This window comes from Arthrobacter sp. H14, from assembly GCF_000520495.1.
Lineage (GTDB): Bacteria > Actinomycetota > Actinomycetes > Actinomycetales > Micrococcaceae > Arthrobacter_C.
Window position 1 is genome coordinate 13,308 of record NZ_KI914660.1, and the last position, 22,595, is coordinate 35,902.

At 64.2% G+C, this 22,595-nt stretch carries 25 protein-coding genes; 17 read left to right on the forward strand and 8 right to left on the reverse strand.

Going from position 1 to position 22,595, the window contains the following annotated elements; translation table 11 throughout:
- The 5 genes from Y707_RS25945 to Y707_RS0113425 all read left to right on the forward strand — a co-directional run.
- Positions 1 to 1,159 (forward strand): trans-sulfuration enzyme family protein (locus Y707_RS25945; RefSeq protein ID WP_035781748.1); only part of this gene is annotated, 1,159 nt, incomplete at its 5' end.
- 36 nt (positions 1,160 to 1,195) lie between these two features.
- Positions 1,196 to 1,534 carry a DUF2516 family protein gene (locus Y707_RS0113415; RefSeq protein WP_026535474.1) on the forward strand — a complete coding sequence of 113 codons (339 nt, stop codon included), beginning with the start codon at positions 1,196 to 1,198 and terminating at the stop codon, positions 1,532 to 1,534.
- A 180-nt stretch (positions 1,535 to 1,714) separates the two neighbouring features.
- Positions 1,715 to 2,347 (forward strand): type IV toxin-antitoxin system AbiEi family antitoxin domain-containing protein, encoded by a 633-nt coding sequence (locus Y707_RS25950; RefSeq protein ID WP_051441990.1) that lies wholly within the window; start codon positions 1,715 to 1,717, stop codon positions 2,345 to 2,347.
- Positions 2,344 to 2,613 carry a putative endonuclease domain-containing protein gene (locus tag Y707_RS29045; protein WP_051441991.1) on the forward strand — a complete coding sequence of 90 codons (270 nt, stop codon included), beginning with the start codon at positions 2,344 to 2,346 and terminating at the stop codon, positions 2,611 to 2,613. The genes Y707_RS25950 and Y707_RS29045 overlap by 4 nt, the downstream gene beginning before the upstream one ends.
- Positions 2,614 to 2,803: 190 nt before the next feature.
- Positions 2,804 to 3,565: a phosphoglyceromutase gene (locus Y707_RS0113425; RefSeq protein WP_026535475.1), complete on the forward strand. Its 762-nt coding sequence runs from the start codon at positions 2,804 to 2,806 to the stop codon at positions 3,563 to 3,565.
- Positions 3,566 to 3,576: 11 nt separating this feature from the next.
- On the opposite strand, the gene Y707_RS0113430 is transcribed toward Y707_RS0113425, so the two are convergent.
- The 5 genes from Y707_RS0113430 to phoU form a co-directional block, all read right to left on the reverse strand.
- Positions 3,577 to 4,140 (reverse strand): hypothetical protein, encoded by a 564-nt coding sequence (locus Y707_RS0113430; RefSeq protein WP_051441992.1) that lies wholly within the window; start codon positions 4,138 to 4,140, stop codon positions 3,577 to 3,579.
- A gap of 142 nt (positions 4,141 to 4,282) precedes the next feature.
- Entirely contained in the window at positions 4,283 to 4,600 is a 318-nt protein-coding gene (locus tag Y707_RS0113435) for a transcriptional regulator (protein WP_026535477.1), read from the reverse strand.
- A complete protein-coding gene (locus tag Y707_RS25955) occupies positions 4,597 to 5,238 on the reverse strand; it encodes a hypothetical protein (RefSeq protein ID WP_051441993.1) in 642 nt (213 codons plus the stop codon). Before Y707_RS25955 ends, Y707_RS0113435 begins: the two co-directional genes overlap by 4 nt.
- A gap of 64 nt (positions 5,239 to 5,302) precedes the next feature.
- Complete coding sequence (locus Y707_RS0113445; RefSeq protein WP_035781749.1) at positions 5,303 to 6,175, reverse strand: DUF72 domain-containing protein; 873 nt, start codon at positions 6,173 to 6,175, stop codon at positions 5,303 to 5,305.
- Positions 6,176 to 6,196: 21 nt separating this feature from the next.
- Entirely contained in the window at positions 6,197 to 6,859 is a 663-nt protein-coding gene (gene phoU / locus Y707_RS0113450) for a phosphate signaling complex protein PhoU (protein WP_026535479.1), read from the reverse strand.
- A 237-nt stretch (positions 6,860 to 7,096) separates the two neighbouring features.
- Between phoU and Y707_RS25960 the strand changes: the two genes are divergently transcribed.
- A complete protein-coding gene (locus tag Y707_RS25960; RefSeq protein ID WP_051441998.1) occupies positions 7,097 to 8,236 on the forward strand; it encodes a sensor histidine kinase in 1,140 nt (379 codons plus the stop codon).
- Positions 8,233 to 8,913 (forward strand): response regulator, encoded by a 681-nt coding sequence (locus Y707_RS0113465; RefSeq protein WP_026535480.1) that lies wholly within the window; start codon positions 8,233 to 8,235, stop codon positions 8,911 to 8,913. Before Y707_RS25960 ends, Y707_RS0113465 begins: the two co-directional genes overlap by 4 nt.
- Positions 8,914 to 8,968: 55 nt before the next feature.
- Here Y707_RS0113465 and Y707_RS25965 read toward each other — a convergent pair whose 3' ends face one another.
- Both Y707_RS25965 and Y707_RS25970 read right to left on the reverse strand, forming a co-directional pair.
- Positions 8,969 to 9,796 carry a DUF427 domain-containing protein gene (locus tag Y707_RS25965; protein WP_051441994.1) on the reverse strand — a complete coding sequence of 276 codons (828 nt, stop codon included), beginning with the start codon at positions 9,794 to 9,796 and terminating at the stop codon, positions 8,969 to 8,971.
- Positions 9,797 to 9,869: 73 nt separating this feature from the next.
- Positions 9,870 to 10,355 (reverse strand): hypothetical protein, encoded by a 486-nt coding sequence (locus Y707_RS25970; protein WP_081744865.1) that lies wholly within the window; start codon positions 10,353 to 10,355, stop codon positions 9,870 to 9,872.
- Positions 10,356 to 10,599: 244 nt separating this feature from the next.
- Between Y707_RS25970 and Y707_RS0113480 the strand changes: the two genes are divergently transcribed.
- The 8 genes from Y707_RS0113480 (at position 10,600) to Y707_RS0113515 (ending at position 18,439) form a co-directional block, all read left to right on the forward strand.
- On the forward strand, positions 10,600 to 11,082 hold the full coding sequence (locus Y707_RS0113480; protein ID WP_026535481.1) for a CarD family transcriptional regulator: 483 nt from the start codon (positions 10,600 to 10,602) through the stop codon (positions 11,080 to 11,082).
- Positions 11,083 to 11,838 (forward strand): 2-C-methyl-D-erythritol 4-phosphate cytidylyltransferase, encoded by a 756-nt coding sequence (gene ispD, locus Y707_RS0113485; RefSeq protein WP_026535482.1) that lies wholly within the window; start codon positions 11,083 to 11,085, stop codon positions 11,836 to 11,838.
- A 53-nt stretch (positions 11,839 to 11,891) separates the two neighbouring features.
- Entirely contained in the window at positions 11,892 to 12,401 is a 510-nt protein-coding gene (gene ispF / locus Y707_RS0113490; protein WP_026535483.1) for a 2-C-methyl-D-erythritol 2,4-cyclodiphosphate synthase, read from the forward strand.
- Between the two features lie 119 nt (positions 12,402 to 12,520).
- Complete coding sequence (cysS, locus tag Y707_RS25975) at positions 12,521 to 14,023, forward strand: cysteine--tRNA ligase (RefSeq protein WP_051441995.1); 1,503 nt, start codon at positions 12,521 to 12,523, stop codon at positions 14,021 to 14,023.
- Positions 14,013 to 15,017 (forward strand): 23S rRNA (guanosine(2251)-2'-O)-methyltransferase RlmB, encoded by a 1,005-nt coding sequence (gene rlmB / locus Y707_RS0113500; protein WP_026535484.1) that lies wholly within the window; start codon positions 14,013 to 14,015, stop codon positions 15,015 to 15,017. The genes cysS and rlmB overlap by 11 nt, the downstream gene beginning before the upstream one ends.
- Positions 15,018 to 15,069: 52 nt before the next feature.
- On the forward strand, positions 15,070 to 17,196 hold the full coding sequence (gene glgX, locus Y707_RS0113505) for a glycogen debranching protein GlgX (RefSeq protein ID WP_026535485.1): 2,127 nt from the start codon (positions 15,070 to 15,072) through the stop codon (positions 17,194 to 17,196).
- Positions 17,197 to 17,307: 111 nt separating this feature from the next.
- On the forward strand, positions 17,308 to 17,967 hold the full coding sequence (locus tag Y707_RS0113510) for a hypothetical protein (RefSeq protein WP_026535486.1): 660 nt from the start codon (positions 17,308 to 17,310) through the stop codon (positions 17,965 to 17,967).
- An 88-nt stretch (positions 17,968 to 18,055) separates the two neighbouring features.
- Positions 18,056 to 18,439, forward strand: coding sequence for a hypothetical protein (locus Y707_RS0113515; RefSeq protein ID WP_026535487.1), 384 nt, complete (start codon positions 18,056 to 18,058; stop codon positions 18,437 to 18,439).
- 188 nt (positions 18,440 to 18,627) lie between these two features.
- On the opposite strand, the gene glgP is transcribed toward Y707_RS0113515, so the two are convergent.
- Positions 18,628 to 21,228 (reverse strand): alpha-glucan family phosphorylase, encoded by a 2,601-nt coding sequence (glgP, locus tag Y707_RS0113520; RefSeq protein ID WP_026535488.1) that lies wholly within the window; start codon positions 21,226 to 21,228, stop codon positions 18,628 to 18,630.
- Between the two features lie 121 nt (positions 21,229 to 21,349).
- Between glgP and Y707_RS0113525 the strand changes: the two genes are divergently transcribed.
- Both Y707_RS0113525 and Y707_RS25980 read left to right on the forward strand, forming a co-directional pair.
- A complete protein-coding gene (locus tag Y707_RS0113525; RefSeq protein WP_026535489.1) occupies positions 21,350 to 21,727 on the forward strand; it encodes a maltotransferase domain-containing protein in 378 nt (125 codons plus the stop codon).
- Positions 21,728 to 21,867: 140 nt separating this feature from the next.
- The coding region (locus Y707_RS25980) for a maltotransferase domain-containing protein (RefSeq protein WP_253905172.1) at positions 21,868 to 22,595 on the forward strand (728 nt) is incomplete at its 3' end.

Below are 22,595 nucleotides of genomic sequence, written 5' to 3' on the forward strand. Positions count from 1 at the left end.
GCCGCCACGGGAGAACGGTTCGCCGGTCAATCCACCGGTTGTCTTGTCCTCCACATACTTCGGCCGCGGACCGGTCACGGCCGGGGGCCGGGGCTACGCCCGCTACTCCAATCCGTCCTGGGAACCTTTCGAGGAAGCGCTCTCCGAGCTTGAAGGCGCCGCAGAACCGGGCCTGGTCTACAGTTCCGGCCTGGGCGCTGCGGCATCGGCGCTGTCGCTGGTGCCGGCCGGCGGCGTCGTCGTCATGCCGGACCACAGCTACGGCGGAACCGTTGCTCTGGCGGAGAACATGGCGGAGCACGGTGCCTTCACCTTGCGTCTGGTGAACATCGCCGATACGGACGCCGTTCTTGCCCAGCTGCGCGGCGAGGGGCCGCCAGCCGCGGGGGAAGGTACCGGATCCGCTCAGGAGCCCGATGGAACAGCAGGCACGGGAGCGGCTGCGAACATGCTGTGGGTGGAAAGCCCGACAAACCCGATGCTCGAGGTCGCGGACTTCCGCGCCGTGACGGCCGCCGCGCGTGAACTTGGTGCCTTGGTGGTTGCAGACAACACGTTTTCGACGCCGCTGGTGCAGCAACCGCTGAACTTGGGCGCCGACGTCGTACTTCATTCGGTGACCAAATACCTGGCCGGCCATTCCGACGTCGTACTGGGCGCCTTGGTCACTTCCGATCCAGATCTGCGGGCGACGTTATTGACGCACCGGTCCAAGCACGGCTCCATTGCCGGCCCCTTTGAGGTGTGGCTGGCGCTGCGCGGGCTGCGTACTCTTGCGCTGCGGATCGAGCGCTCGCAGGCCAGCGCCGCCGTGCTGGCGAACCGGTTGCTCGAGCAGCCGCAGGTGAGCGCCGTCCGCTATCCCGGGCTGTCGAATGATCCCGGGCACGCGCGGGCGAAGGCGCAGATGGATGGGTTCGGCTCGATCGTCGCGATTGAAATGGTCGGGGGAGCGGCCGCAGCCGACGCGCTGGTCGAGCGGTTGCAGTTGTGGATGCCCGCGACGTCGCTGGGCGGGGTTGAGTCGCTGATTGAACGACGACGGCGGCACACCAATGAGCCCGAATCCGTACCCGAGAGCCTGATCCGGATGAGCGTCGGTATTGAGCACGTGGACGATTTGTGGGCGGATCTGGCCCAAGCTTTAGAGGCTTTGTAACGGAAAATGGGGCGGCGGAGCGGTTAGGCTTGATGCGTGAACATCATTCCTATCGTGCAAACCTGGCTGTTTCTTGCCCTGGCCCTGGTCGCCTTCGGCATCCAGATCTGGGCGCTGATTGACTGCGTTCGGGCCAAGCCGGTCGAGTTTGAGCGGGCGTTCAAGAAGACCAAAGGGTTCTGGTTGGGAATCACGGCTGGTTCGGCCGCCATCGGCTTCATCTGCATCCCGCCGCCGATTGGCCTGGGTGGTCCGATTTTCCTGCAGCTGATTGCCGTCACGGCCTCGGCTATCTACCTCGCCGATGTCCGGCCGGCCCTGAAGGACGCCCGCCGGGGCGGGAACCGTAACTCCGGACCCTACGGCCCCTGGTAAGCCGACCGCGGCTTCCTTGCCGCAGCGTCGACCGCCGCCGACGGTTCTTAGCGGCGAAAACGGTGTTGACCACCACCGTTCCGGACGCTTAGCACCGTTCCCGGTGAAATAAGACAGCCACTTTTCCACAATTTCCGCCGTCTTGCTCTGCCCGTTCTCTCCCGAAGCGAGACTTGAGTCATGCAACGGGACATCATCAAGCAAGCCATCCTCGATGCCTGGCCGCAGTTCGACGTCGTCACCGCAACTGAACTCAGCGAGGCTGGGATCGGCGAGAAACTCCGCCGAGCGGCAGTCAGGTTCGGCGTCATCTACCGTCTGCGCCGCGGTGCCTACGTTCGCGCTGACCTGTGGCATAGCTGCGGCGCCCGGGTGCAAGATCTCATGCGGATCCGGGCGCACTTTCTGACGACGCCGCACGCCGGGACTTATAGTCACGCCACAGCGGCCCGTTTGCACGGCTTGCACACGTGGGACATCCCCTCCACCATCCACCTGACCCAGCCGTTCGCGTCGACGCGAAGCGCACACGGACCCGACACCGTGACCCATCAGAGGACCGTTATTGACTGTGCCTGCAGTCTTGAATCGCACAGGGCAGCCGTCATTGGCGATCACGCACTGCGCAAAGGAGCGGATCGAACCAACATCGCTGCCATGCTGGAGTCGATGGCAGGCAAGCGGGGCATCCGCAAAGGACGCGCCGTCGTCGATCTCTCGATGCCCGCGCGGAGTCACCAGGCGAAACGCGCACCAGACTCCTCTTCCATTCATTTGGTATACGGATGCCGGAGCCACAGATTGAACTCGTGAGCAGATTCGGCAGACACCGCGGCGATTTTGGCTGGCGCGAACTGCGACTGATCGCCGAGTTCGACGGAAGGACCAAGTACTTCGACTGCAAACCGACCGACCAGGCGATATTCGAGGAACGCCGCCGGGAGAAAGCCTTGATGGAGGACGATTGGACCTTCTTCCGGATCGAATGGGACGACCTTTCTGCGCCCGCCGTGCTCAAGTCGCGTCTGATCGTGGCCATGGACAAGGCGGCCGCGTGGGTTCGGTTGCGCGCATCGTGAATTGGACCGTCCGATTCGACTCACGAGATCGGTCCTGGACGCCGGGAACGGTCCTTAGCGGCGAAAACGGTGTTGACCAGCAACGTTTTCGCCGCTCGGCACCGTTTTGGGCGTTTGCGCGGCTTGGCAGGCCGCGAAATGTGTTGGGGCCGGAGTTTTATCGGTCCGGCGGATACGGCAGACTGGGACCATGTCGAATTCTTCCGCACCTTACAAGCTCATTCTGCTCCGGCACGGCCAAAGCACCTGGAATGAAAAGAACCTCTTCACGGGCTGGGTTGACGTGCCCCTCACCGAGAAGGGCCGCGAAGAGGCGATCCGCGGCGGCGAGCTCATCGTCGAGCATGACGTGCTTCCGGACATTCTCTACACCTCGCGGCAGAAGCGGGCCACGGTCACGGCAGACCTCGCGTTGGAAGCCGCGGACCGGACCTGGATCGACGTGAAGCGGGACTGGCGGTTGAACGAGCGGCATTACGGCGCCCTGCAGGGCAAGGACAAGGCTGAAACCCTGGAGAAGTACGGCGAAGAGCAGTTCATGGAATGGCGCCGTTCCTACGACACACCGCCGCCACCCCTGGACGACGACAGCGAATTTTCCCAGGCCGGGGACCCGAGGTATGCCGATCTTGGCGACGACCTGCCCCGCACCGAATGCCTCAAGGACGTCCTGGAGCGGTTCCTGCCGTACTGGAAAGAGGAGATCGTTCCGGACATCAAGAGCGGCAAGACGGTCCTGATCACCGCGCACGGCAACTCGCTGCGGGCACTGGTCAAGCACCTGGACGGCATCAGCGACGAAGACATTCCGGGACTGAATATTCCCACCGGCATTCCGCTCGTCTACGACCTGGACGAGGATATGAAGCCGCTCAAGGCCGGTGGTACCTACCTGGATCCCGAGGCCGCTGCGGAGGCTGTCCAGGCCGTCGCGAACCAGGGCCGCAAGTAGGCCCGCGGCACTCAGCTGCGCAGGGCAAGCCGGGCCGACGTCGCCCATAAGGTGGCAGCGGCGGCGAAGCCGGCTACGATTCGGGACGCCTCGGCGCCAGGGCCAACCGCGAGAATGAGCAGTCCGGCCACTGAAGCGGCCGACAGTCCAGCGCCGGTCCAGCGGTACTGCGGTTGGTCGAACAGACGCGCCAGTGGCAGGAAGTGCAGGCCGACGATCAGGGAAACCACCGGCGGAACCAGTTGTGGCACGTCGGCGGCGATGAAGCCCAGCACGGTCACGGCGATGGCAGCCGCCTGAACCAGGTTCACGATGCCGACGTGCCGGTACCAGCCCTGCGGCTGATACCGCTGCCGTTCGGGCAGCTCCGCGCTGCCTGGGTGATACGCCAGCAGCACGATGGCGATGCTGGGAATGACGGCGGCGATCCGCACCATTCCGGCTGTCCCCGCGGTCAGCCCGGAGGCGCCGACGGCGGCCCATAGGACTGCGAACAGCGCAAGGACGACGACCCCGCGACGGCGCATCACCCGGCTCCGTTCCCGTGCGGCAGTATCCACGGTGATACTCACCATCGGTTCCTCTCCTGGCGACTGGGCTGCCGCCGTCGTCGTAGTTAACTAATGTTGCGCTGGCCCCGGACACTGGCCAATGGAATCCGGCAGTGCGGAGAGGGTGAGTCCACCATCGCCGTCGTTTGGTCATTCAGGGTCAGTGTCATTGCGGACCCTTCACGGGATGGGCGGAATCGGCGAGGAGGGCCTTGAGACTTTCCCGGTAGTCAAGGAATGCCAGCCGGCCGCGGGTGGTGATTTCCACATATGTCGCCGGGGAGCGGCCTTCGATGAGTTTGGTCTGCTGCACATAGCCGGCTTCTTCGAGCTTGCGCAGGTGGGTGGAAAGGTTGCCGGCGGTCATGTCGAGCATCTTGCGCAGCTTGGGAAAGGAGATCTGGTTGTTCTCTCCAATCGAGTTCAGCGTCGCGATCACCCGCAGCCGCGCCTCGGCGTGAATGACCGGGTCGAGGGCAGTCATGCCAGCTGCTTGCGCATGCGCCGGACGCGGCCGAGCTCAATGATGGTGCCGGCGTAGAAACCGAGGACGCCGAGGGTCAGGAAGACGAGCAGGTAGTAATCGGGACCCAGGATCATTGCGACGACGTCGACCACGAGGAACCAGATGCCCATGGCCACCATCGCCATGTCATGCCAGAGCGCACCGCCGAGCATATACATGACACCCACCAGCAGGATGGCCATGGAGTTGATGATCAGCCCCCGCAGGTCCGGTTGTTGAATGGCGGTCGCAATAATGCCGGACAACAGACCGACGACGACGAAGCCGAGTGCCCAGGACCAGCCATAGATAGCACCCTGCAGGGCGGTGGACCCGCGCAGGCCGATGGACGAACGAATGCCGAGGACGGCGGAGAACACAGCGGCGGCCACCAGAACCGACAAGTGGACCAGCAGGGCGGCCGTTTCCGTCAGGGGCAGCCAGTCATACCGGGCCCCGTGCAGTGCTCCGTAGCCGATCAGCCACGCGGTTCCCCAGATGAAGTAGAGGGCGGGGGTATGCGGATAAAGGGATTGCCTCGCCTTGGCCGCTGTCTCGTCGGCCAAGGCCATCGCCGTGCGCGGATCGAACTCCGCCGAAGGGTTGTTCTGGTTCATACAAACTAGTTTGCAGTGCAAACCGGTTTGTGTCTATAGATTGCTGAGAGATTTTTTGAAGGGGTCAGTCCGACTGTCGACCCAGGCGGCGGGCGAGTCCCATCGCGTTGAACGGCGCGTGCACCTTCACGTCATTGTCGAAGTAAACGTGCACGTCACGGCCCCTGCCGTCCGGGCAGCCTGAGCCGGTGAGCCATCCTTTCACCGTGTCAGCCCAGCAGTCCAGCTCGTCGTCGGAGTAGCCACTGACATACAACTCTTCCCCGCCATGCAGCCGGACGTAGACAAAATCGGCTGTGACTTCATGCAGCATCGGCCACCGTCCGGCGGAATCGGCCACCACCAGGGCGACGTTGTGCCGCCGCAGCAGGTCGTAGAACTCCGGGTTGATGTAGCTGGGGTGCCTGATCTCAAGTGCATGGCGCAGCGGCCTGTCGACGACGACGTCGGTCCAGACGCGATCGTCGCCCAGCTTGTCGTCGCGGCCGGTGGCCAACCCGGCGGCCGCCGTCGTACTCCGGGGCAGCAGCGCGAGGAACTGGTCCAGGACCTCGGCATCGAAAGTAACCCGTTCCGGCAGCTGCCAAAGAATGGGTCCCAGCTTCGCATCCAAGGCCAGTACCCCTGACGCGAAGAAATTGGCCAGCGCAACCTGCACGTTCCGGAGCCGGAGCATGTGCGTGATGTACCGCCCGCCTTTGACGGCGAAGACGAAATCCGGCGGCGTCGCATCCCGCCACTGCAGGTAGCTCGACGGCCGCTGCAGCGAGTAGAAGGACCCATTGATTTCAATCGTGTCCAGATGCCCGGCCGCATACTCCAGTTCGCGGTGTTGAACGAGGCCGGGCGGGTAGAACGTGCCGCGCCATGGCTTGTACCGCCAACCGGAAATGCCGATCCTCGCCGTGGGTCCGGCCGGCTCGGTCGACGTCGTCATCTTCCGGAGGTTATCTGGAGATCAGGCGGGAGGGAAGGAGTCCGGGTGCCATTCGCCGGTCACAAGGTAGGTCACCTTGCGGGCGACGGATATGCCGTGGTCGGCGAAGCGCTCGAAGTAGCGGCTTGCCAGGGTAACGTCCACTGTCGTCGTCGCCGGAGCATCCCAATCCTCGGCCGCGATGGCCTTGAAGACGCCGGCGTGCAGCTCGTTAACCTTGGTGTTGTGCGCCTGGATCTGAGTGACAAGCTCCAGATCGCGGGTCTCCAGCAGCTGGGACACCTTCTGCGACATGGCCAGGTCCAGTTCGGAGAACTGCTCGAAGGTGGACCTCAGCGGTTCCGGAACGACGTTGGCCGGGTAGCGCAACCGCGCCAGTTGGGCAACGTGCCGGGCAAGGTCGCCCATCCGCTCGAGCGACGCACTCATCCGAAGGGCGCCGACGATCATCCGCAGGTCGCTGGCCACCGGTCCCTGGCGGGCCAGGATATCGATAGCGCGCTCATCCAGATTGTTCTGCAGGAAGTCGATCCGGGCATCTGCGGCAATCACGTCCTGGGCGAGTTCGATATCGGCACCATGGAACGCCGTCGAGGCCTTCTCCATGGCTTCCGAAACCAGGTGGGAAATCTCGATCAGTTCCTCACCGACCTGGTGTAGTTCGGCTTGAAAAACCTTACGCAATGGACGTCCTTTCGCTCGACATGCTGGCCTTCAGCGACCCTCTCACGGATTCACTAAGCACGGTCCCAGTCTTCCATGAACTATTGCGCACCTTTAGGTGAACGTTAGTTGAACGTAGCACCAGATGCCACAGCTGGGCGCTTCATGCGGCGGACGAGCGCCTAAGCTTGAAGCGTGAGTGACGTTTACATTGGCCTGGTGGCCGGACTCGTGGGCCTCTGCCTGGGTGTATTCGGCATGTTGGCGTTCCGGATCAGCGAGCAGCAGCGCCGTGAACTGGCCGAAGTCGACGAGCCGGCATTGCCCGACGGCGCCGCTGAGGTGCTCTCGGTGGTTGGCCGGGCCTTCCTGATTGTGGATTCGATCGACGGCGTCGTCCGCGCCAGCCCCGGCGCCTACGCCCTCGGCCTGGTGCGCGGCCATACCGTGGTGCACAGCAAGCTGCTGGAGATGACAGGGCGGGTCCGCCGCGACGGCGTGATCGAGGAACGGCAGCTGGAACTCGCCCGCGGCCCCCTGGGGCAGGGCTCCGTGGTGCTGCGGATGCGGGTGGCTCCGCTGGGCCAGGAGTACATCCTGCTGCTGGCCGATGACCGGACGGAAATCACCCGCACGGAAGAGATCCGCAATGACTTCGTCGCCAACGTGTCCCACGAACTGAAGACCCCGGTCGGCGCGATTTCCCTGCTGGCGGAGGCGCTCGACGACGCGGCCACCGACGAGGAAGCGGTCCGCCGCTTTGCCAGCCGGATGCACAAGGAATCAGCGCGTCTTTCGGCACTGGTCCAGGACATTATCGAACTGTCCCGGCTGCAGGGGGCCGACGTCGTGCAGCAGGGTGAGCCTGTGGACCTGAACGCCATCATTTCCGAGGCTGTGGACCGTAACAAACTGCCCGCCGAAGCGAAGGACATCGACATGGTGATCGGGGGCGAGGTGGGCACCGATGTCTACGGTGACTCGGAGCTCTTGACGACGGCGTTCCGCAATCTGATCGACAACGCCATCCGCTACTCGCCGGTCGGCACCAAAGTGGGAATCGGTCTGAAGTCCAAGGACGGGCTTGCGAATGTATCCGTGACCGACCAGGGCTCCGGCATTTCGCCCGAGGACCAGGACCGGATCTTCGAACGCTTCTACCGCATCGATTCGGCGCGTTCACGTGCCACCGGCGGCACCGGTCTCGGGTTGAGCATCGTCAAGCACGTTATTTCAAACCACGGCGGCGAGGTGGCCGTTTGGTCGCGGCCCGGGCAGGGCTCGACGTTCACCGTGCGGCTGCCGGAGATGGAGGCGGCCGACGACGACCAGCACGCCGAGGAACAGACCATGACAACCGGCGCGGATGGCGCCACCAAAAGAGGAGTTCGCGCTTGAGCAGGATCCTGATTGTTGAGGATGAAGAATCACTGAGCGACCCGCTCTCATATTTGCTCGGCAAGGAGGGATTCGAAGTTGCCGTGATCGACAATGGCATCGATGCGGTGACGGAATTCGACCGCGCCGGAGCGGATCTTGTCCTGCTGGACCTGATGCTGCCCGGTCAATCCGGCACGGAAGTCTGCCGGCAAATACGGCAGCGCTCCAACGTGCCGGTCATCATGCTCACCGCCAAGGACGCCGAGATCGATAAGGTCGTCGGACTGGAAATTGGCGCAGACGATTACATTACGAAGCCGTACTCGTCACGTGAGCTGGTGGCACGGGTCAGGGCCGTGCTGCGCCGCCATGGCGAGCCCGACGACCTCCTGGCGACGACGGTCCAGGCCGGCCCGGTGCGGATGGACGTTGAGCGGCACGTGGTCAGTGTCGACGGCGAGGACGTCGCGCTGCCGCTGAAGGAATTCGAATTGCTCGAAATGCTGCTGCGCAATTCCGGGCGGGTGCTCACCCGCGGCCAGCTGATCGACCGGGTCTGGGGGTCCGATTACGTCGGCGATACCAAGACGCTCGATGTGCACGTCAAGCGGTTGCGTGGACGGATTGAGCCTGACCCGGCGAGCCCGAAGTACCTGGTGACGGTCCGGGGTCTGGGCTACAAGTTCGAGGCCTGAGCGCAACCCGGCCGGGCGGCTCTGGACCGGGATCCGCTCACGCTGATCGGGTTTATCAGCCGGTCACATTCACCCGGCCGGCATAGAAAGACAAGTGTCCCGCGAGCTGGGCGGAATCCGGAAGCGGATTCTCGTACGCCCACGCAATGTCGGCGCCGTCGTCCCCGTCAGCCGACCCTCCGCCGTCGTACCCTGCTCCGCCGGTTTCCACCGGCTTCAGCGACCAGTAGGACGCGTGACCCTTGTAGGGGCAGATGCTGGTCTTGGTGCTTCTGGTCAGCAGTTCCCAATTGATGTCGGCAGACGGAACGTAGAGGGCAACCGGCAGGTTCGTTTCGAAGATCCGCAGGAACCGGCTGCTCTCCGCGAGCTGCTGCCCGCCATGCTCAACCCTCAGCTGGCCGCTGCTGGGGCGGATATCGACGCGGTGGAACGGGTCGCGCGGATGGCCGTAGATTCTCTCGTCCTCTTCCCACCAGTCAAAGGCGGCGAAATCGAGGAGCACATGGCCCTCCAGGTCCGCTTCGGCCAGCCGGAACGCCGCCGACTCGCGGCGGTCCTGTCCGGACTGGATGGTGAGCGGTTCGCCGTCGGCACTGTGCAGGCGGAATTCAGCCGATGGCACGATCATCTGGATGCCACCAGGACCGTTCTGGTACGGCGGGTTATCGGTCTGCGGCTCCGCGGGAAGGAGTTCAGTCCTCAGGTCGCCGGCGGGCACGGCATAGTGCGGCAGAATGCGTCCCGGTTCCCAGACCAGAACTGCGGCCCTGGAGTCGACGACGGTCTCCGCACCAAGGTTCGCACGCACGCGCTTCTCGGTCGGCTGGTACCTAAGCTCCGGCAGTATCCGGAAATGTTCGGCTGAGATCCGCTTTGCCATACCTGAAGCGTAGATTCGCTGTCAGGGCCGGTCAATGGGCGGTCGTCTTCGCCAACGGGTACGGTGCCCGGGTTTAGGAACCTTCGGTTGGAACCATGGTGGCGTAGCGCGGGAAGGTGCCGTCGAGAACGGGAAGTGTCAGATCCTCGGAAGCTCCGCTGGTTTCGAACGTCACCAGCGAGAGGGCTCCGGGGCCTGCGCCGGCCGGCTCAATGATTTCCGGTTCGGCGTCATTGTCGATGAAATACTCGCCATTGGCCGGAACCGTCAGAGTCGCCTCGCCGCCGTCGGGGCCGGTCATGGTCAGCTCAACTTCTTCGTTGGAGCTGTTGTAGACCGCACCGGTAATGCGGCCGGGTTCGTCAGCCGCCGTGGCGACGACCAGCATGTTCCGTAGATCCAGCGGGCCCACTTTGCCGTTGACGCCGTCGGCAGCGGCGTATTCGAGCGTTGTCGCCTGCTGATTGATGTAACCGCAACCGGTGACTGTGAGCAGCGCCGCGGCGGTTGTGGTGGCAAGCGCCGCGCGGCGCATCCGGCTTTTGGCGGTGAATCTCACGGCGCAAACTCCTCGGTATGGCTTGAAGGAAGACTGAACAAAACTCGCCCCAAGCCTATCGGGAATCGGCTGGGAATGTTCGCCCAGCACGCCGCCGGCCGGAGGTGACTTGCATCTAATCGTCGATTCGTCAATAGCGCAGCAGTATCCAATTCGGGCTCCATGCTGGCTCTGACCTGCGAAAACGCGCGGAAACAGGGCTCCGCCCATGGTAAGATGGTCTGCGGGAAAGGGGTTTATCCACATGGTTTTTGAGGTCGGCGAGACGGTTGTATACCCTCACCACGGTGCTGCGAAAATTGAAGAGATCAAGATGCGCACTGTCCGAGGCGAAGAGAAGATGTATCTCAAGCTCAAGGTTGCCCAGGGCGACCTGACTATTGAAGTACCGGCGGAAAACGTTGACCTTGTCGGCGTTCGCGATGTCGTCGGCAAGGAAGGCCTGGAGCACGTCTTTGACGTCCTGCGGGCCGAGTTTACTGAAGAGCCGACCAACTGGTCGCGCCGCTACAAGGCCAACTTGGAGAAGCTGGCATCGGGCGATGTCATCAAGGTCGCCGAGGTTGTCCGCGATCTATGGCGCCGCGATCACGACCGCGGACTCTCCGCAGGCGAAAAGCGGATGCTTGCGAAGGCACGTCAGATCCTGATTTCGGAACTGGCGCTGGCAGAAAAGACCGACGAGGAAAAGGCTGCCAGCGTCCTCGACGAGGTTCTTGCCAGCTAGGTGAAAACCGGGATCATCATAGTCGCCGCCGGTTCCGGCGAGCGGCTCGGATACGGGATTCCCAAGGCGGAGGTTCCCCTGGCAGGGGAACCGATCCTCGCGTACGCCCTGCGCGGCGTGATCGCCTCTGGTGTCGCGGACAAGATCTGCGTTGCAGTTCCACGCAGCGACAAACTCCTGCGTGAGCTGTGCCAGGATTCGTCCATCACGAGACCGATTGACGCCGACGTCGAATGCCCGCCCATTGTGGCGGTCGACGGCGGATCCACCAGGTCCGATTCCGTGCGCCAGGGCCTGTCCGCGCTCGGTGACGATATCGACGTCGTACTGGTCCATGACGCTGCCCGGGCTCTTGCGCCGCCCGAGGTTTTCCAGCGCGTTGCCCATGCGCTGGCCGAAGGTGCACAGGCGGTAATCCCGGTACGGACGATGGTCGATACGGTCAAGGTCGTGGAGCATGCCCCTGCGGACCAAGTGTCCATCGCGCAGGAAGTGGTGACTCAGACACCGGACCGGACCCGGCTGCGTATCGTCCAGACACCGCAGGGGTTCACCGTCGAGGCGCTGGCGCGGGCGCACGCGTTGGCCGAGCTTTTCGATGATGAGCAATCGGCGGCCGTGACCGACGACGCGATGCTCATCGAAGCGCTGGGCATTCCCGTTTATGCCGTTCCGGGCTCGGATCTGTCGCTGAAGATCACCACCCCCACGGATCTGGTGCTCGCCGAGGCGCTGCTGAACGCCTACGGCAGCTGACCTTTCCGCTGCATCGCGGGACCCACCTTTCCACTGCATGGCAGGATTGGGGCATGACTGAACCGGCCATCAAGCTGCCGCGCACCGGCATCGGCGTCGACGTCCATGCCTACACGCCCGACGGCGAACCACGGCCGTTGTATCTGGGGGGCCTGCTGTTTGAAAGCGAACGCGGTCTGGCCGGACATTCTGACGCAGACCCCGTTGCGCATGCGGCCGCCGATGCTTTGTTTTCCGCTTCCGGTACCGGGGATCTGGGCCAGCATTTCGGCACCGACCGTCCCGAATTCGCCGGCGCCTCCGGCCTGGTGCTTCTCGCCGAGGCGGTCCGGATCGTGAATGAAGCCGGGTTCGACGTCGGCAATATCGCCGTTCAACTGATCGCCAACCGGCCAAAGTTCGGCCCGCGCCGGGCAGAATCCGAAGCCGCGCTGAGTACGGCCGCCGGCGCTCCGGTCAGTGTTTCGGCGACCACCACGGATGGCCTTGGCCTCACCGGCCGCGGTGAAGGAGTCGCCGCGATCGCGACGGCCTTGGTGGTCAAGCGTTCCGGCGGGGGGTAAAAGTCGAAGGTGCAAGGCACGAAGCAGCCGGATTGGCTCGAAAGTACTCCCGGCCGGCTCAAAGACCGGTTTCGCGCCTCTGTCGTGCCATGGCTGGCCATGTCCAGTAACCTAGTGCGGTGAGCCTCCGTTTTTATGACACCAAATCCGCGGAAGTCCGCCCCTTCGTGCCACTGCAGGAAGGCAAGGCCGGACTGTACTATTGCGGCGCCACGGTGCAGGGGGATCCGCACGTCGGCCACATCCGTTCCGGCATCGCCTTCGACCAGCTGACCAGGTGGCTGCGCTACAGCGGCTACGACGTCACAGTCATCCGCAACGTCACCGATATCGACGACAAGATCCTGGCCAAATCCGCGGACTCCTACCTGCCGGAAGCGCAACAGGATCCGCTCGCAGTGCCGAACGAACCGTGGTGGGCCCTGGCGTACCGGTATGAATTGGCCTTCCAACGGGCATATGACCTCCTCGGCGTGCAGCGTCCAACCTATGAACCCCGCGCCACCGGCCATATTCCTGAGATGCACCAGTTAATCCAGCTGCTCATCGGCCGCGGCCACGCCTATCCGGCGCTGGACAGTTCGGGCGACGTCTACTTCGATGTCCGTTCCTGGAGCAAATACGGCACGCTCACCCGGCAGAATATCGACGATATGCAGGCCGCGCCCGACGCCGGTCCCCGCGGCAAGAAGGATCCCCGCGACTTTGCGCTGTGGAAGGGCTCCAAAGAAGGTGAACCGGCGACGGCGTCGTGGGCAAGTCCCTGGGGCGCCGGCCGTCCGGGTTGGCATCTGGAGTGCTCGGCCATGGTCACCAAGTACCTTGGCCCGGAGTTCGACATCCACGGCGGCGGCCTCGACCTGCGCTTTCCGCACCACGAAAACGAACTCGCGCAGTCGCAGGCGGCCGGGCATGGTTTCGCCAATTTCTGGATGCATAACGGCATGGTCACCTACGAGGGCGAAAAGATGTCCAAATCGGTGGGCAATATCGTCACGCCGGCCGAGATGCTTGCCCACGGCCGGCCACTGGTGGTCCGCTACTACCTCGGCCAGGCGCAGTACCGCTCCGCGTTGGACTACAACCCGGGCTCGCTCGCGGAGGCGACTGCCGCCGTCGAACGTATTGAAGGTTTTGTGCAGCGGGCACTGGCGTTTGTCGACGACGACGGCGGGCCCGGCGCGCGGCAGGTGCCGGAGGCGTTCCGGACAGCCATGGACGACGACCTGAATGTGCCGCAGGCGCTGGCCGTCATCCACGAGACGGTCCGGCGCGGCAACAGCGCCCTGGATTCACAGGACAAGGAGGCGGCGCAGACCGCTCTGGCCGAAGTCCTCGCGATGACGGACGTGCTGTTCATCAACCCGACGGATCCGCACTGGAACACCGGCGGCGCCGACCCGGTCGAGCATGCCGCACTGGACGCATTGATCGAAGCCCAGCTGGCGGAGCGGCGCGCAGCCCGCAGCAACAAGGACTATGCCCGTGCCGACGCCATCCGCGACACCCTCGCGGCCGCCGGTATCCGGCTCGAAGACACACCCGGCGGCGGTCGCTGGAGTCTGGAAGCGCCGGCCGGCCCATCAACCACCACCTCAGAAGGAACTCATCATGGCCAATAAGCCGCGCCCCGGCGCCATCCGCAAAGCCAAGAAGGGGCCCACCAGCGGTACTGGTGGTCTCGGCCGCAAGGCGTTGCAAGGCAAAGGACCCACGCCCAAGGCGGAGGACCGGCCGTATCATAAGGCGCACAAGAAGAAGGCTGCGGCGGACCGTTCAGCGGAGAAGAGCACCGGCCGTGGCGGCGGACCGGCCTCCCGGGGTGCAGGTGGCCGCGGGCGGAACAAGCCGTCCGAGGAGATGGTCACCGGACGCAATTCGGTGGTCGAAGCCCTGCGCGCCGGGGTTCCGGCAAAGACGCTCTATGTCGCCGTCCGGATTGAGACCGACGACCGCGTGCGGAATATCCTAAAACTCGCTGTCGAGCAAGGAATCCCGCTGCTGGAGGTCCACAAGCCGGAGCTCGACCGGCTCACCGGCGACGCCATCCATCAAGGCGTGGCACTGCAGATCCCGCCGTACGATTACCCGGATGCAACGGATCTGGCCCAGGAAACGCTGAGCAAGTGGAAGAAGGGCTACATCAGCAGTGCACCGCTGTTCGTCGCCCTCGACGGGATCACCGATCCGCGCAACCTTGGAGCGATCATCCGCTCCGTCTCGGCGTTCAGCGGCCATGGCGTGCTGGTGCCCGAGCGCAGGTCGGTGGGGATGACCGCAACCGCTTGGAAGACCAGCGCCGGAGCGGCCGTACGCGTTCCGGTCGCCCGCGCGGCGAACCTCAACCGCACGCTCGAATCCTTCAAGAAGCAGGGAATTTTCGTGCTCGGCCTGGACGGCGACGGCGATATTTCGCTGCCCGATCTGACCCTGGCGAAGGAGCCGGTGTGCATCGTCGTCGGCTCCGAGGGCAAGGGCCTGTCCCGCCTGGTCCGCGAGAACTGCGACCAGATTGTCTCGATCCCCATCGATTCGGCAATGGAATCCCTGAACGCATCGATGGCCGTTGGCATCAGCCTCTATGAGGTCTCACGCCGTCGATCCACCGGCAAGTAACGCCGCCCGGCGCCAACGGCGGGCCCTGCCTGCCCTAATATTAGTAGCAGTTATGACTGTGCCTATCGACCGACCAGCCACAGCGGGAACGCCATCGCGTGCCTTCCCGCTGGGTCTCAGCGACGCGCGGATTACCGGGAACTCCCACGACGGCGGCGACGACGGCGAGGCTGCCGAACTGGTCAACGTGGCGGTCTACGCGCCCGGAGTGGACGAACTGGAAATCCACTTCCAGCCGCCGGGCCAGGCCTGGCAGCGGGCACGGCTCTACGATTACACCGAAGGCGTGCACCACGGCATCGTCAACGGGCTGGTTCCCGGCAGCCGGTACGGTTTCCGTGATACCGGCCATGCCGACGTCCGCGGCACCATCTCCGACGAGTACCGGTTACTGCTGGACCCGTACGGCCGTGCTATTGACGACGACGGCGGCCGGCTGACCTCGGTGCGGGTGACCAACGGTTTCGAATGGGGACCGGACACCCGGTTGTATACCCCGTGGCGGGACACCGTCATCTACGAAGCGCACGTCAAGGGCCAGTCGATGCTGCATCCGGACATTCCTGAAGAGTTCCGCGGAACCTACGCCGGTCTGGCTCATCCGGTCATGATTGAGCATCTCCTCTCGCTGGGCATCACGGCCGTGCAGCTGCTGCCGGTCCATTACCATCTCGACGAACGGCATCTGCAGAACCTCGGGCTGACCAACTACTGGGGCTACAACACCATCGGCTACTTCGCCCCGCACACCGCCTACGCGACGCGGACGGCACAGGAAGCCGGAGCGCAGGCTGTGCAGGACGAATTCAAAGGCATGGTCAAACTGCTGCATGCCGCGGGGCTGGAGGTGATTCTCGACGTCGTCTATAACCATACTGCCGAAGCCGGCAAGGAAGAGCGGGCGCTGAGCTTCCGCGGCCTGGGCGATGAGCAGTACTACCGGCACGGCGACGACGGGAACTACTTCGACACCACCGGCTGCGGCAACACCCTGGACTTCAACGAACCCCGGGTGATCCAGCTTGCCCTGGACTCGCTGCGCCACTGGGTCGAGGAATTCCACATCGACGGATTCCGGTTCGACCTGACGGTGGCGATGTGCCGGGATGAAGAGCACCGCTTTACGCCAAAACATCCCTTTCTAATCGCGGCTGGGGCGGACCAGGCACTGCACGGCATCAAGCTGATCGCCGAACCATGGGACATTGGACCAAACGGCTGGCAGACCGGCCAATTCCCGCCGGGCTGGGCGGACTGGAACGACCGCTTCCGCGATGCCGTGCGGGACTTCTGGATTGCCGACCGCGGCGCGATCGACGGCGGTGGCCAGGGCGGTCCAGTGGGCAGGCTTGCCGCCGCGCTCGCCGGCTCCGCAGATGTGTTTGCCGGTTCCGGCCGGACCTCGCTGGCCTCGATCAACTACGTCACCGCCCACGATGGCTTCACCCTGACGGACTTGGTGTCCTATAACTCGAAGCACAACGAGGCCAACGGCGAGGACAACAGGGACGGCACCGACGACAACCGCAGCCACAACCATGGCATCGAAGGGCAGACCCTGGACGCTGCCGTGCTTGACCGCCGCGAACGCACGAGCCGTAATGTGCTGGCCACGCTGCTGCTCTCGCTCGGCGTCCCGATGATCACCGCCGGCGATGAGATCGGCCGCACGCAGTGGGGAAACAACAACGTCTACTGCCAGGACAACGAGCTGGCATGGCTGGACTGGAGACTGGACGACCGCAAGCGGCGGATGCTGCAGAACACGCGCGCGCTCACGCAGGCACGCCGGGACTTTCTGGCCCACCAGCCGCACGACTATCCCAGCCGCGACGACAGTTCCTACCTGCTGTGGTTCAACGCGGCGGGGAAGCCGATGGCCGTGGACGAATGGACCGATCCGGGCAACCGCGTCGTCCAACTGCTGCTGGGTTCACCGGACGGTGTGCTCGATGGACTGATGGTGATCAACGGCGGCGAGTCCGATACCAAAATCTTCCTGCCGTCGGCGAAGGCGCTGCAGGCGGCCGGAATGAAATGCAGCTTTGAACAGGATTACCTGCTGCGTTTCAGCACCGCCACCGGGCCGGTGACCGGGCAATCCGCCGGCGCACCAGCGGCCGGTGGGGAACCCGACGTCGTACCCGCCAATTCCATCCACGTCTACCGGGCCCGCTGACAGGAGTTAAGGTGGAAGGCGCCCGCGACGACATCAAAGGCCATCCCGGCCGCAGCACTAAGCAGCAGCACTGGCAGCACGCGCTGTCCGGGCGGCAACAGAGAGGACCATGTGAGCACGACATCCGAGGAGCCTGACCGTTCCCCCGTAGAAACCCCCATCGAAGAAGTCCCGCTCGGCCTTGGCATTGCGGAACTGGCCTACCTGCTGTCCCGTTTCGACAGCCCCGCGGCGCACAAATCCGTGGAAATGCTGCACCTCAATGAGGACTACCTCTCACCGCTGGTAACCGCCGTCGGTGCTTCGAGCCTGCTCGCACGCGGGTTGCTGCACCTCAATGGCGACGAAGTGGAGCCCACCGACGTGCTCAGCCTGGTCAATTACGTCCTGGTGGCGGCCGAGCGCTGGGTGGAGCTTGGGTTCGTGGGGGAGGCCAACGTCGACGGCGGTCTGTTGCTGCAGGCGCCGGAAGCCTCCTTGTTCATGCACCCCATGTCGCTCGGCGCGTGGCAAGTGCTGATCAAGGACCGGGCCACGTCGGATGTGGCGACACTGCGTTCGCTCGTCGACACCCACCTCGAGACGTACCCGCAGGGAGCGGTTCATTTCGGCTCAACGACGTTCGAGAGCGTGCAGACCCTGTCCGTCCGCGGCGAGGGCGATCACTGGAAGGTCGCGCTCGGTTCAGGCGTGCAGCGGATGGATACCGACGGCCCCGGCTTCAGCTCCGAGGAGCTCGACCGGAAACTGGCGGAACTGATTTCCAACTGACGGATGTGATTGCCGCACGGTTGCAGCTCGGCCCGACCGGAGTATTTTTGTATTAGCAGGGCTGATTCCGAACTGACGGAGCTGAGCGATGAAGCTGATCCGGATGGCACTGATGGTGTTCGTGGTCATCCTCAGCTTGGCCTCCGCCGGATGTTCCGGACCTGATGACGACGGCGGAGTTCCGCCTGATCTGACACTCACCATTCCCTCCAACAGCCAGGCCAGGGTGGTGGCACAGCAGGTCGTCTCGGAGCTGCCCGGTGTCAGGGGCGTTAAGGCCGTCTATCACGAGCCGGGCGAAGTCCTCGATCTTTGGGTGCAGTACGAGATGGTCCCGGACCGCTGGCCGTTCGTGGAGAAGATCCAGTTGGCCGTCGACAGCGCCGTCCGGGACTACAGCTCCGTGCGCGAAACGACCGTCAGGGTGTGGATCCTGGACTACCAACGCGGCCAGGCCGCAGCCGATACCTAAAGGACCTCCATCACGGGCACGGAAGTATCCACCAACAGGATCTCCGCGAGGATGAACTCTTTGCCCGTAGGCTGTGGAAGTTTACGCTGCCTTCGCGCATTAGGTCGGTTTCGGGGGAGGGAGGTTCACCTTCGGGGATAGGACTCGGTTTCGGCAGAGGCGACGGACAGGCTCAGATGATGGACGGGTCAGGCGCTGGCGACCAGACCTAGTTCCGCCTTCGAGGCGAGCGCCTCATGATGGGGGAAGATCCGGACCGTGTAGCCAAACGCGCCCGGCCGGTTGATCACGACGTCACAGGCGAACGTATACCGACCGCCGCCCAGGTCATCCTCGACAGCCAGCGAGTCGAGCACGGCCTCCGAGAGTTCGTCGGCCTCGGACACGGCGCCGTGCGCCACCTCGACGTAGACGTCCTCCGGCTTAAGGCCACCCAGGTTCACATACGCCGTCACGCGCATGGTGTCGCCGATCTGCGGCGAATCCGCCAGACCGGGAGACTCCACGTGTTCGACCGCCACGGAGCTCCAGCTGGAGCGGATCCGCTGGCCGAACTGAGCCAGTTCCTTGGCCTGAGCGTAGTCGGCATCGTGTGCTGACCGGCCCGCAGCGCAGGCCGGCTGATACAGCTTCTGCACGTAGTCCTGCACCATCCGTTCGGCCGAAACAGCCGGCCCGAGTTTCGCCAGGGTGTGCTTGATCATCGCCACCCACCGGCTCGGTACAGCCTCGCCCGCGCCGCCGTAGAAGCGCGGGGTAACGGTGCTCTCGAGGAGTTCGTAAAGCGCGGCTGATTCGATGTCGTCGCGTTCCTCGGCAGCGTGGCCGGTCAGGTCCGCCCCGCCGGGTCCGGAAGAGACGTCGGCGGTCGGGATCGCCCAGCCGTTCTCGCCGTCGTACATCTCATCCCACCAGCCGTCCAGCACGGAAAGGTTCAAACCACCGTTGATTGCAGCCTTCATGCCGGAAGTGCCGCAGGCCTCCAGCGGCCGGAGCGGGTTGTTGAGCCAGACGTCGCAGCCTGGGAAGAGCGTGCGCGCCATGGCCATATCGTAGTTCGGCAGGAAGACGATCCGGTGCCGGACCTGCGGGTCGTCGGTGAAGCGGACCAGGTCCTGGATCATCCGTTTGCCCTGCTCATCGGCCGGGTGCGACTTGCCCGCAATCACAATCTGGATCGGATGCGTGGGGTGCAGCAGCAGCGCCCTGAGCCGGTCCGGGTCGCGCAGCATCAGCGTCAGGCGTTTGTACGTCGGAACACGCCGCGCGAAGCCGATGGTCAACACGTCTGGATCCAGCACGGAATCCGTCCAGGCCAGCTTCGCATCCGATGCGCCGCGGTCCTTCCACGACGTCCGCAGCCGTTTCCGGACGTCGGTAATGAGGTTCGCGCGCAGGTTCCGGCGCAGCTGCCAAACCTCGGCGTCGTCGACGTCGTACGCACGGGACCACTGTGGATCCAGAATCGACTCGGCGCCGAATTTTTCCCATGCCAGCTGCGAGATCTGCGGATCCACCCAGGTCGGCTCGTGCACACCATTGGTGATGGAACCGATCGGCACCTCGGACTTGTCGAATCCCGGCCAGAGACCGGCGAACATGCCGCGGGAAACTTCACCGTGCAGCTTTGCCACACCATTGGCGCGCTGGGCCAGGCGCAGGCCCATAACCGCCATGTTGAACACGGACGGATCCCCGCCCTCGTAGGTCTCCTGACCCAAAGCCAGGATCGACTCGACCGGGACGCCCGGGGCAAGGCCAGCGTTGAAGAAGTGCTCGATCTGCGCCCGCTCGAACCGGTCGATGCCGGCCGGAACGGGTGTGTGCGTGGTGAAGACGGTGGCCGCCCGCGTCGCAGCGAGCGCCTCGTTCCACGTGAGCGACGCCGGCGCGTCCGGGTTCATCAGCTCGCGGATCCGTTCGACGCCGAGGAAGCCGGCGTGTCCCTCGTTGGTGTGGAAAACTTCGGGCGCAGGCACACCGGTCAGCCGCTCGAAAATCCGCAGCGCCTTCACGCCACCCATTCCGAGCAGCAATTCCTGCTGGAGCCGGTGCTCCCCGCCGCCGCCGTAGAGCCGGTCGGTAACCAGGCGGGCGGCGTCGTCGTTGCCGGCAACGTTGGAATCAAGCAGCAGAAGCGGGACACGCCCGACGTCGGCACGCAGGATATTTGCCAGCAGTTGGCGTCCGTTGGGCAGCGGCAAGCGGACCTGCGCCGGCGTGCCGTCATGTTCGCGCAGCAGGGTCAGCGGAACCTCGTTGCGGTCCAGCACCGGATAGGTTTCCTGCTGCCAGGCGTCACGGGACAGCGACTGTTTGAAATAGCCAGCCTGGTACAGCAAGCCGACGCCGATCAGCGGCACGCCGAGGTCAGACGCAGCCTTGAGATGGTCACCGGCCAGGATGCCCAGGCCGCCGGAGTACTGCGGCAGCGTCGACGCGATGCCGAACTCGGGGGAGAAGTAGGCAATGGAGGCCGGAGCACTGGAGCCCAGGCTCTGATACCACTGCGGCTCGTCGAGGTAGCTGTCGAGCTCGGCACCCAGACGCTGCACCCGGGCCACCACGGCAGGGTCGTCGGCCAGTTCGCGAAGCCGTTCCCGGCTGATCATGCCGAGGAACGACACCGGGTCCTGCCGGGACTGCTCCCAAACGGCAGCGTCGAGCTCCTCGAACAAGCGCAGCGTCGGGCCGTGCCACGACCAGCGGAGGTTGGCGGCGAGTCTGCCCAGGGGCGCGAGCGCGTCGGGAAGTACGGTTCGGACGGTGAATCTACGGATTGCCTTCACAGCCGCTAGGTTAGCGCACTGTCGGAGCAAAGGTGTTCACGAAGACCAAATGCGGCGTCGATTATGCACATACCGTACGTACCCTTAGCAATCTGTCCAGATTCTCGCTAACGTCTACTTTGTGACCACTTCCAAGGCGATGCAAACGGAACCACCGACGTCGGGCCTGCGTTTTGGGCGCATCCCGATCACCAACGTTCAACCCGTCGTCTCGTGCGGGGCATTCAGCGCCAAGGCGGTACCCGGCCAAAACGTTGCTGTTTCGGCCACCGTGTTCCGTGAGGGCCACGACCGTCTCGGGGTCACCGCCGTCCTCTTCGATCCCCGCGGCAAGGAGGTCTCCCGGACACGGTTGGTGGAGCACGTAGGTGGCACCGACAGCTATTCGGGTTGGCTAACACCGGCTTCGACCGGCAACTGGAGCTTTGCCATCGAAGGCTGGGGCGACCTGTATGCGACGTGGCAGTACAACGCCGGGGAAGTACGGTTCGGACGGTGAATCTACGGATTGCCTTCACAGCCGCTAGGTTAGCGCACTGTCGGAGCAAAGGTGTTCACGAAGACCAAATGCGGCGTCGATTATGCACATACCGTACGTACCCTTAGCAATCTGTCCAGATTCTCGCTAACGTCTACTTTGTGACCACTTCCAAGGCGATGCAAACGGAACCACCGACGTCGGGCCTGCGTTTTGGGCGCATCCCGATCACCAACGTTCAACCCGTCGTCTCGTGCGGGGCATTCAGCGCCAAGGCGGTACCCGGCCAAAACGTTGCTGTTTCGGCCACCGTGTTCCGTGAGGGCCACGACCGTCTCGGGGTCACCGCCGTCCTCTTCGATCCCCGCGGCAAGGAGGTCTCCCGGACACGGTTGGTGGAGCACGTAGGTGGCACCGACAGCTATTCGGGTTGGCTAACACCGGCTTCGACCGGCAACTGGAGCTTTGCCATCGAAGGCTGGGGCGACCTGTATGCGACGTGGCAGTACAACGCCGAGGTCAAGATCGAGGCGGGCGTCGACGTCGAACTGATGCTTGCCGAAGGTGCCGTGCTGCTGGAGCAGGCCGCCGGTGAACGCAAACGTCCCAAGGCGGACCGGGACCTTTTCCGAAGCGCGTCTGCTGCCCTTAGGGACAAGAACCCGGCGGTCGAGGACCGGCTCGGGGCCGGCACCAGTGCGGCCGTGCGCAGCGCCGTCGAACGGCTTCCCATCCGCAACCTGGTCACCAGCAGCGAACGCTACCCCCTGCTCGTTGAACGTGAGGCCGCCGGCCGCGGATCCTGGTATGAATTTTTCCCCCGCTCCATCGGTGCCGAGCAGGACCCGGCCACTCTGGAATGGACCTCGGGAAACTTTACGACGGCGGC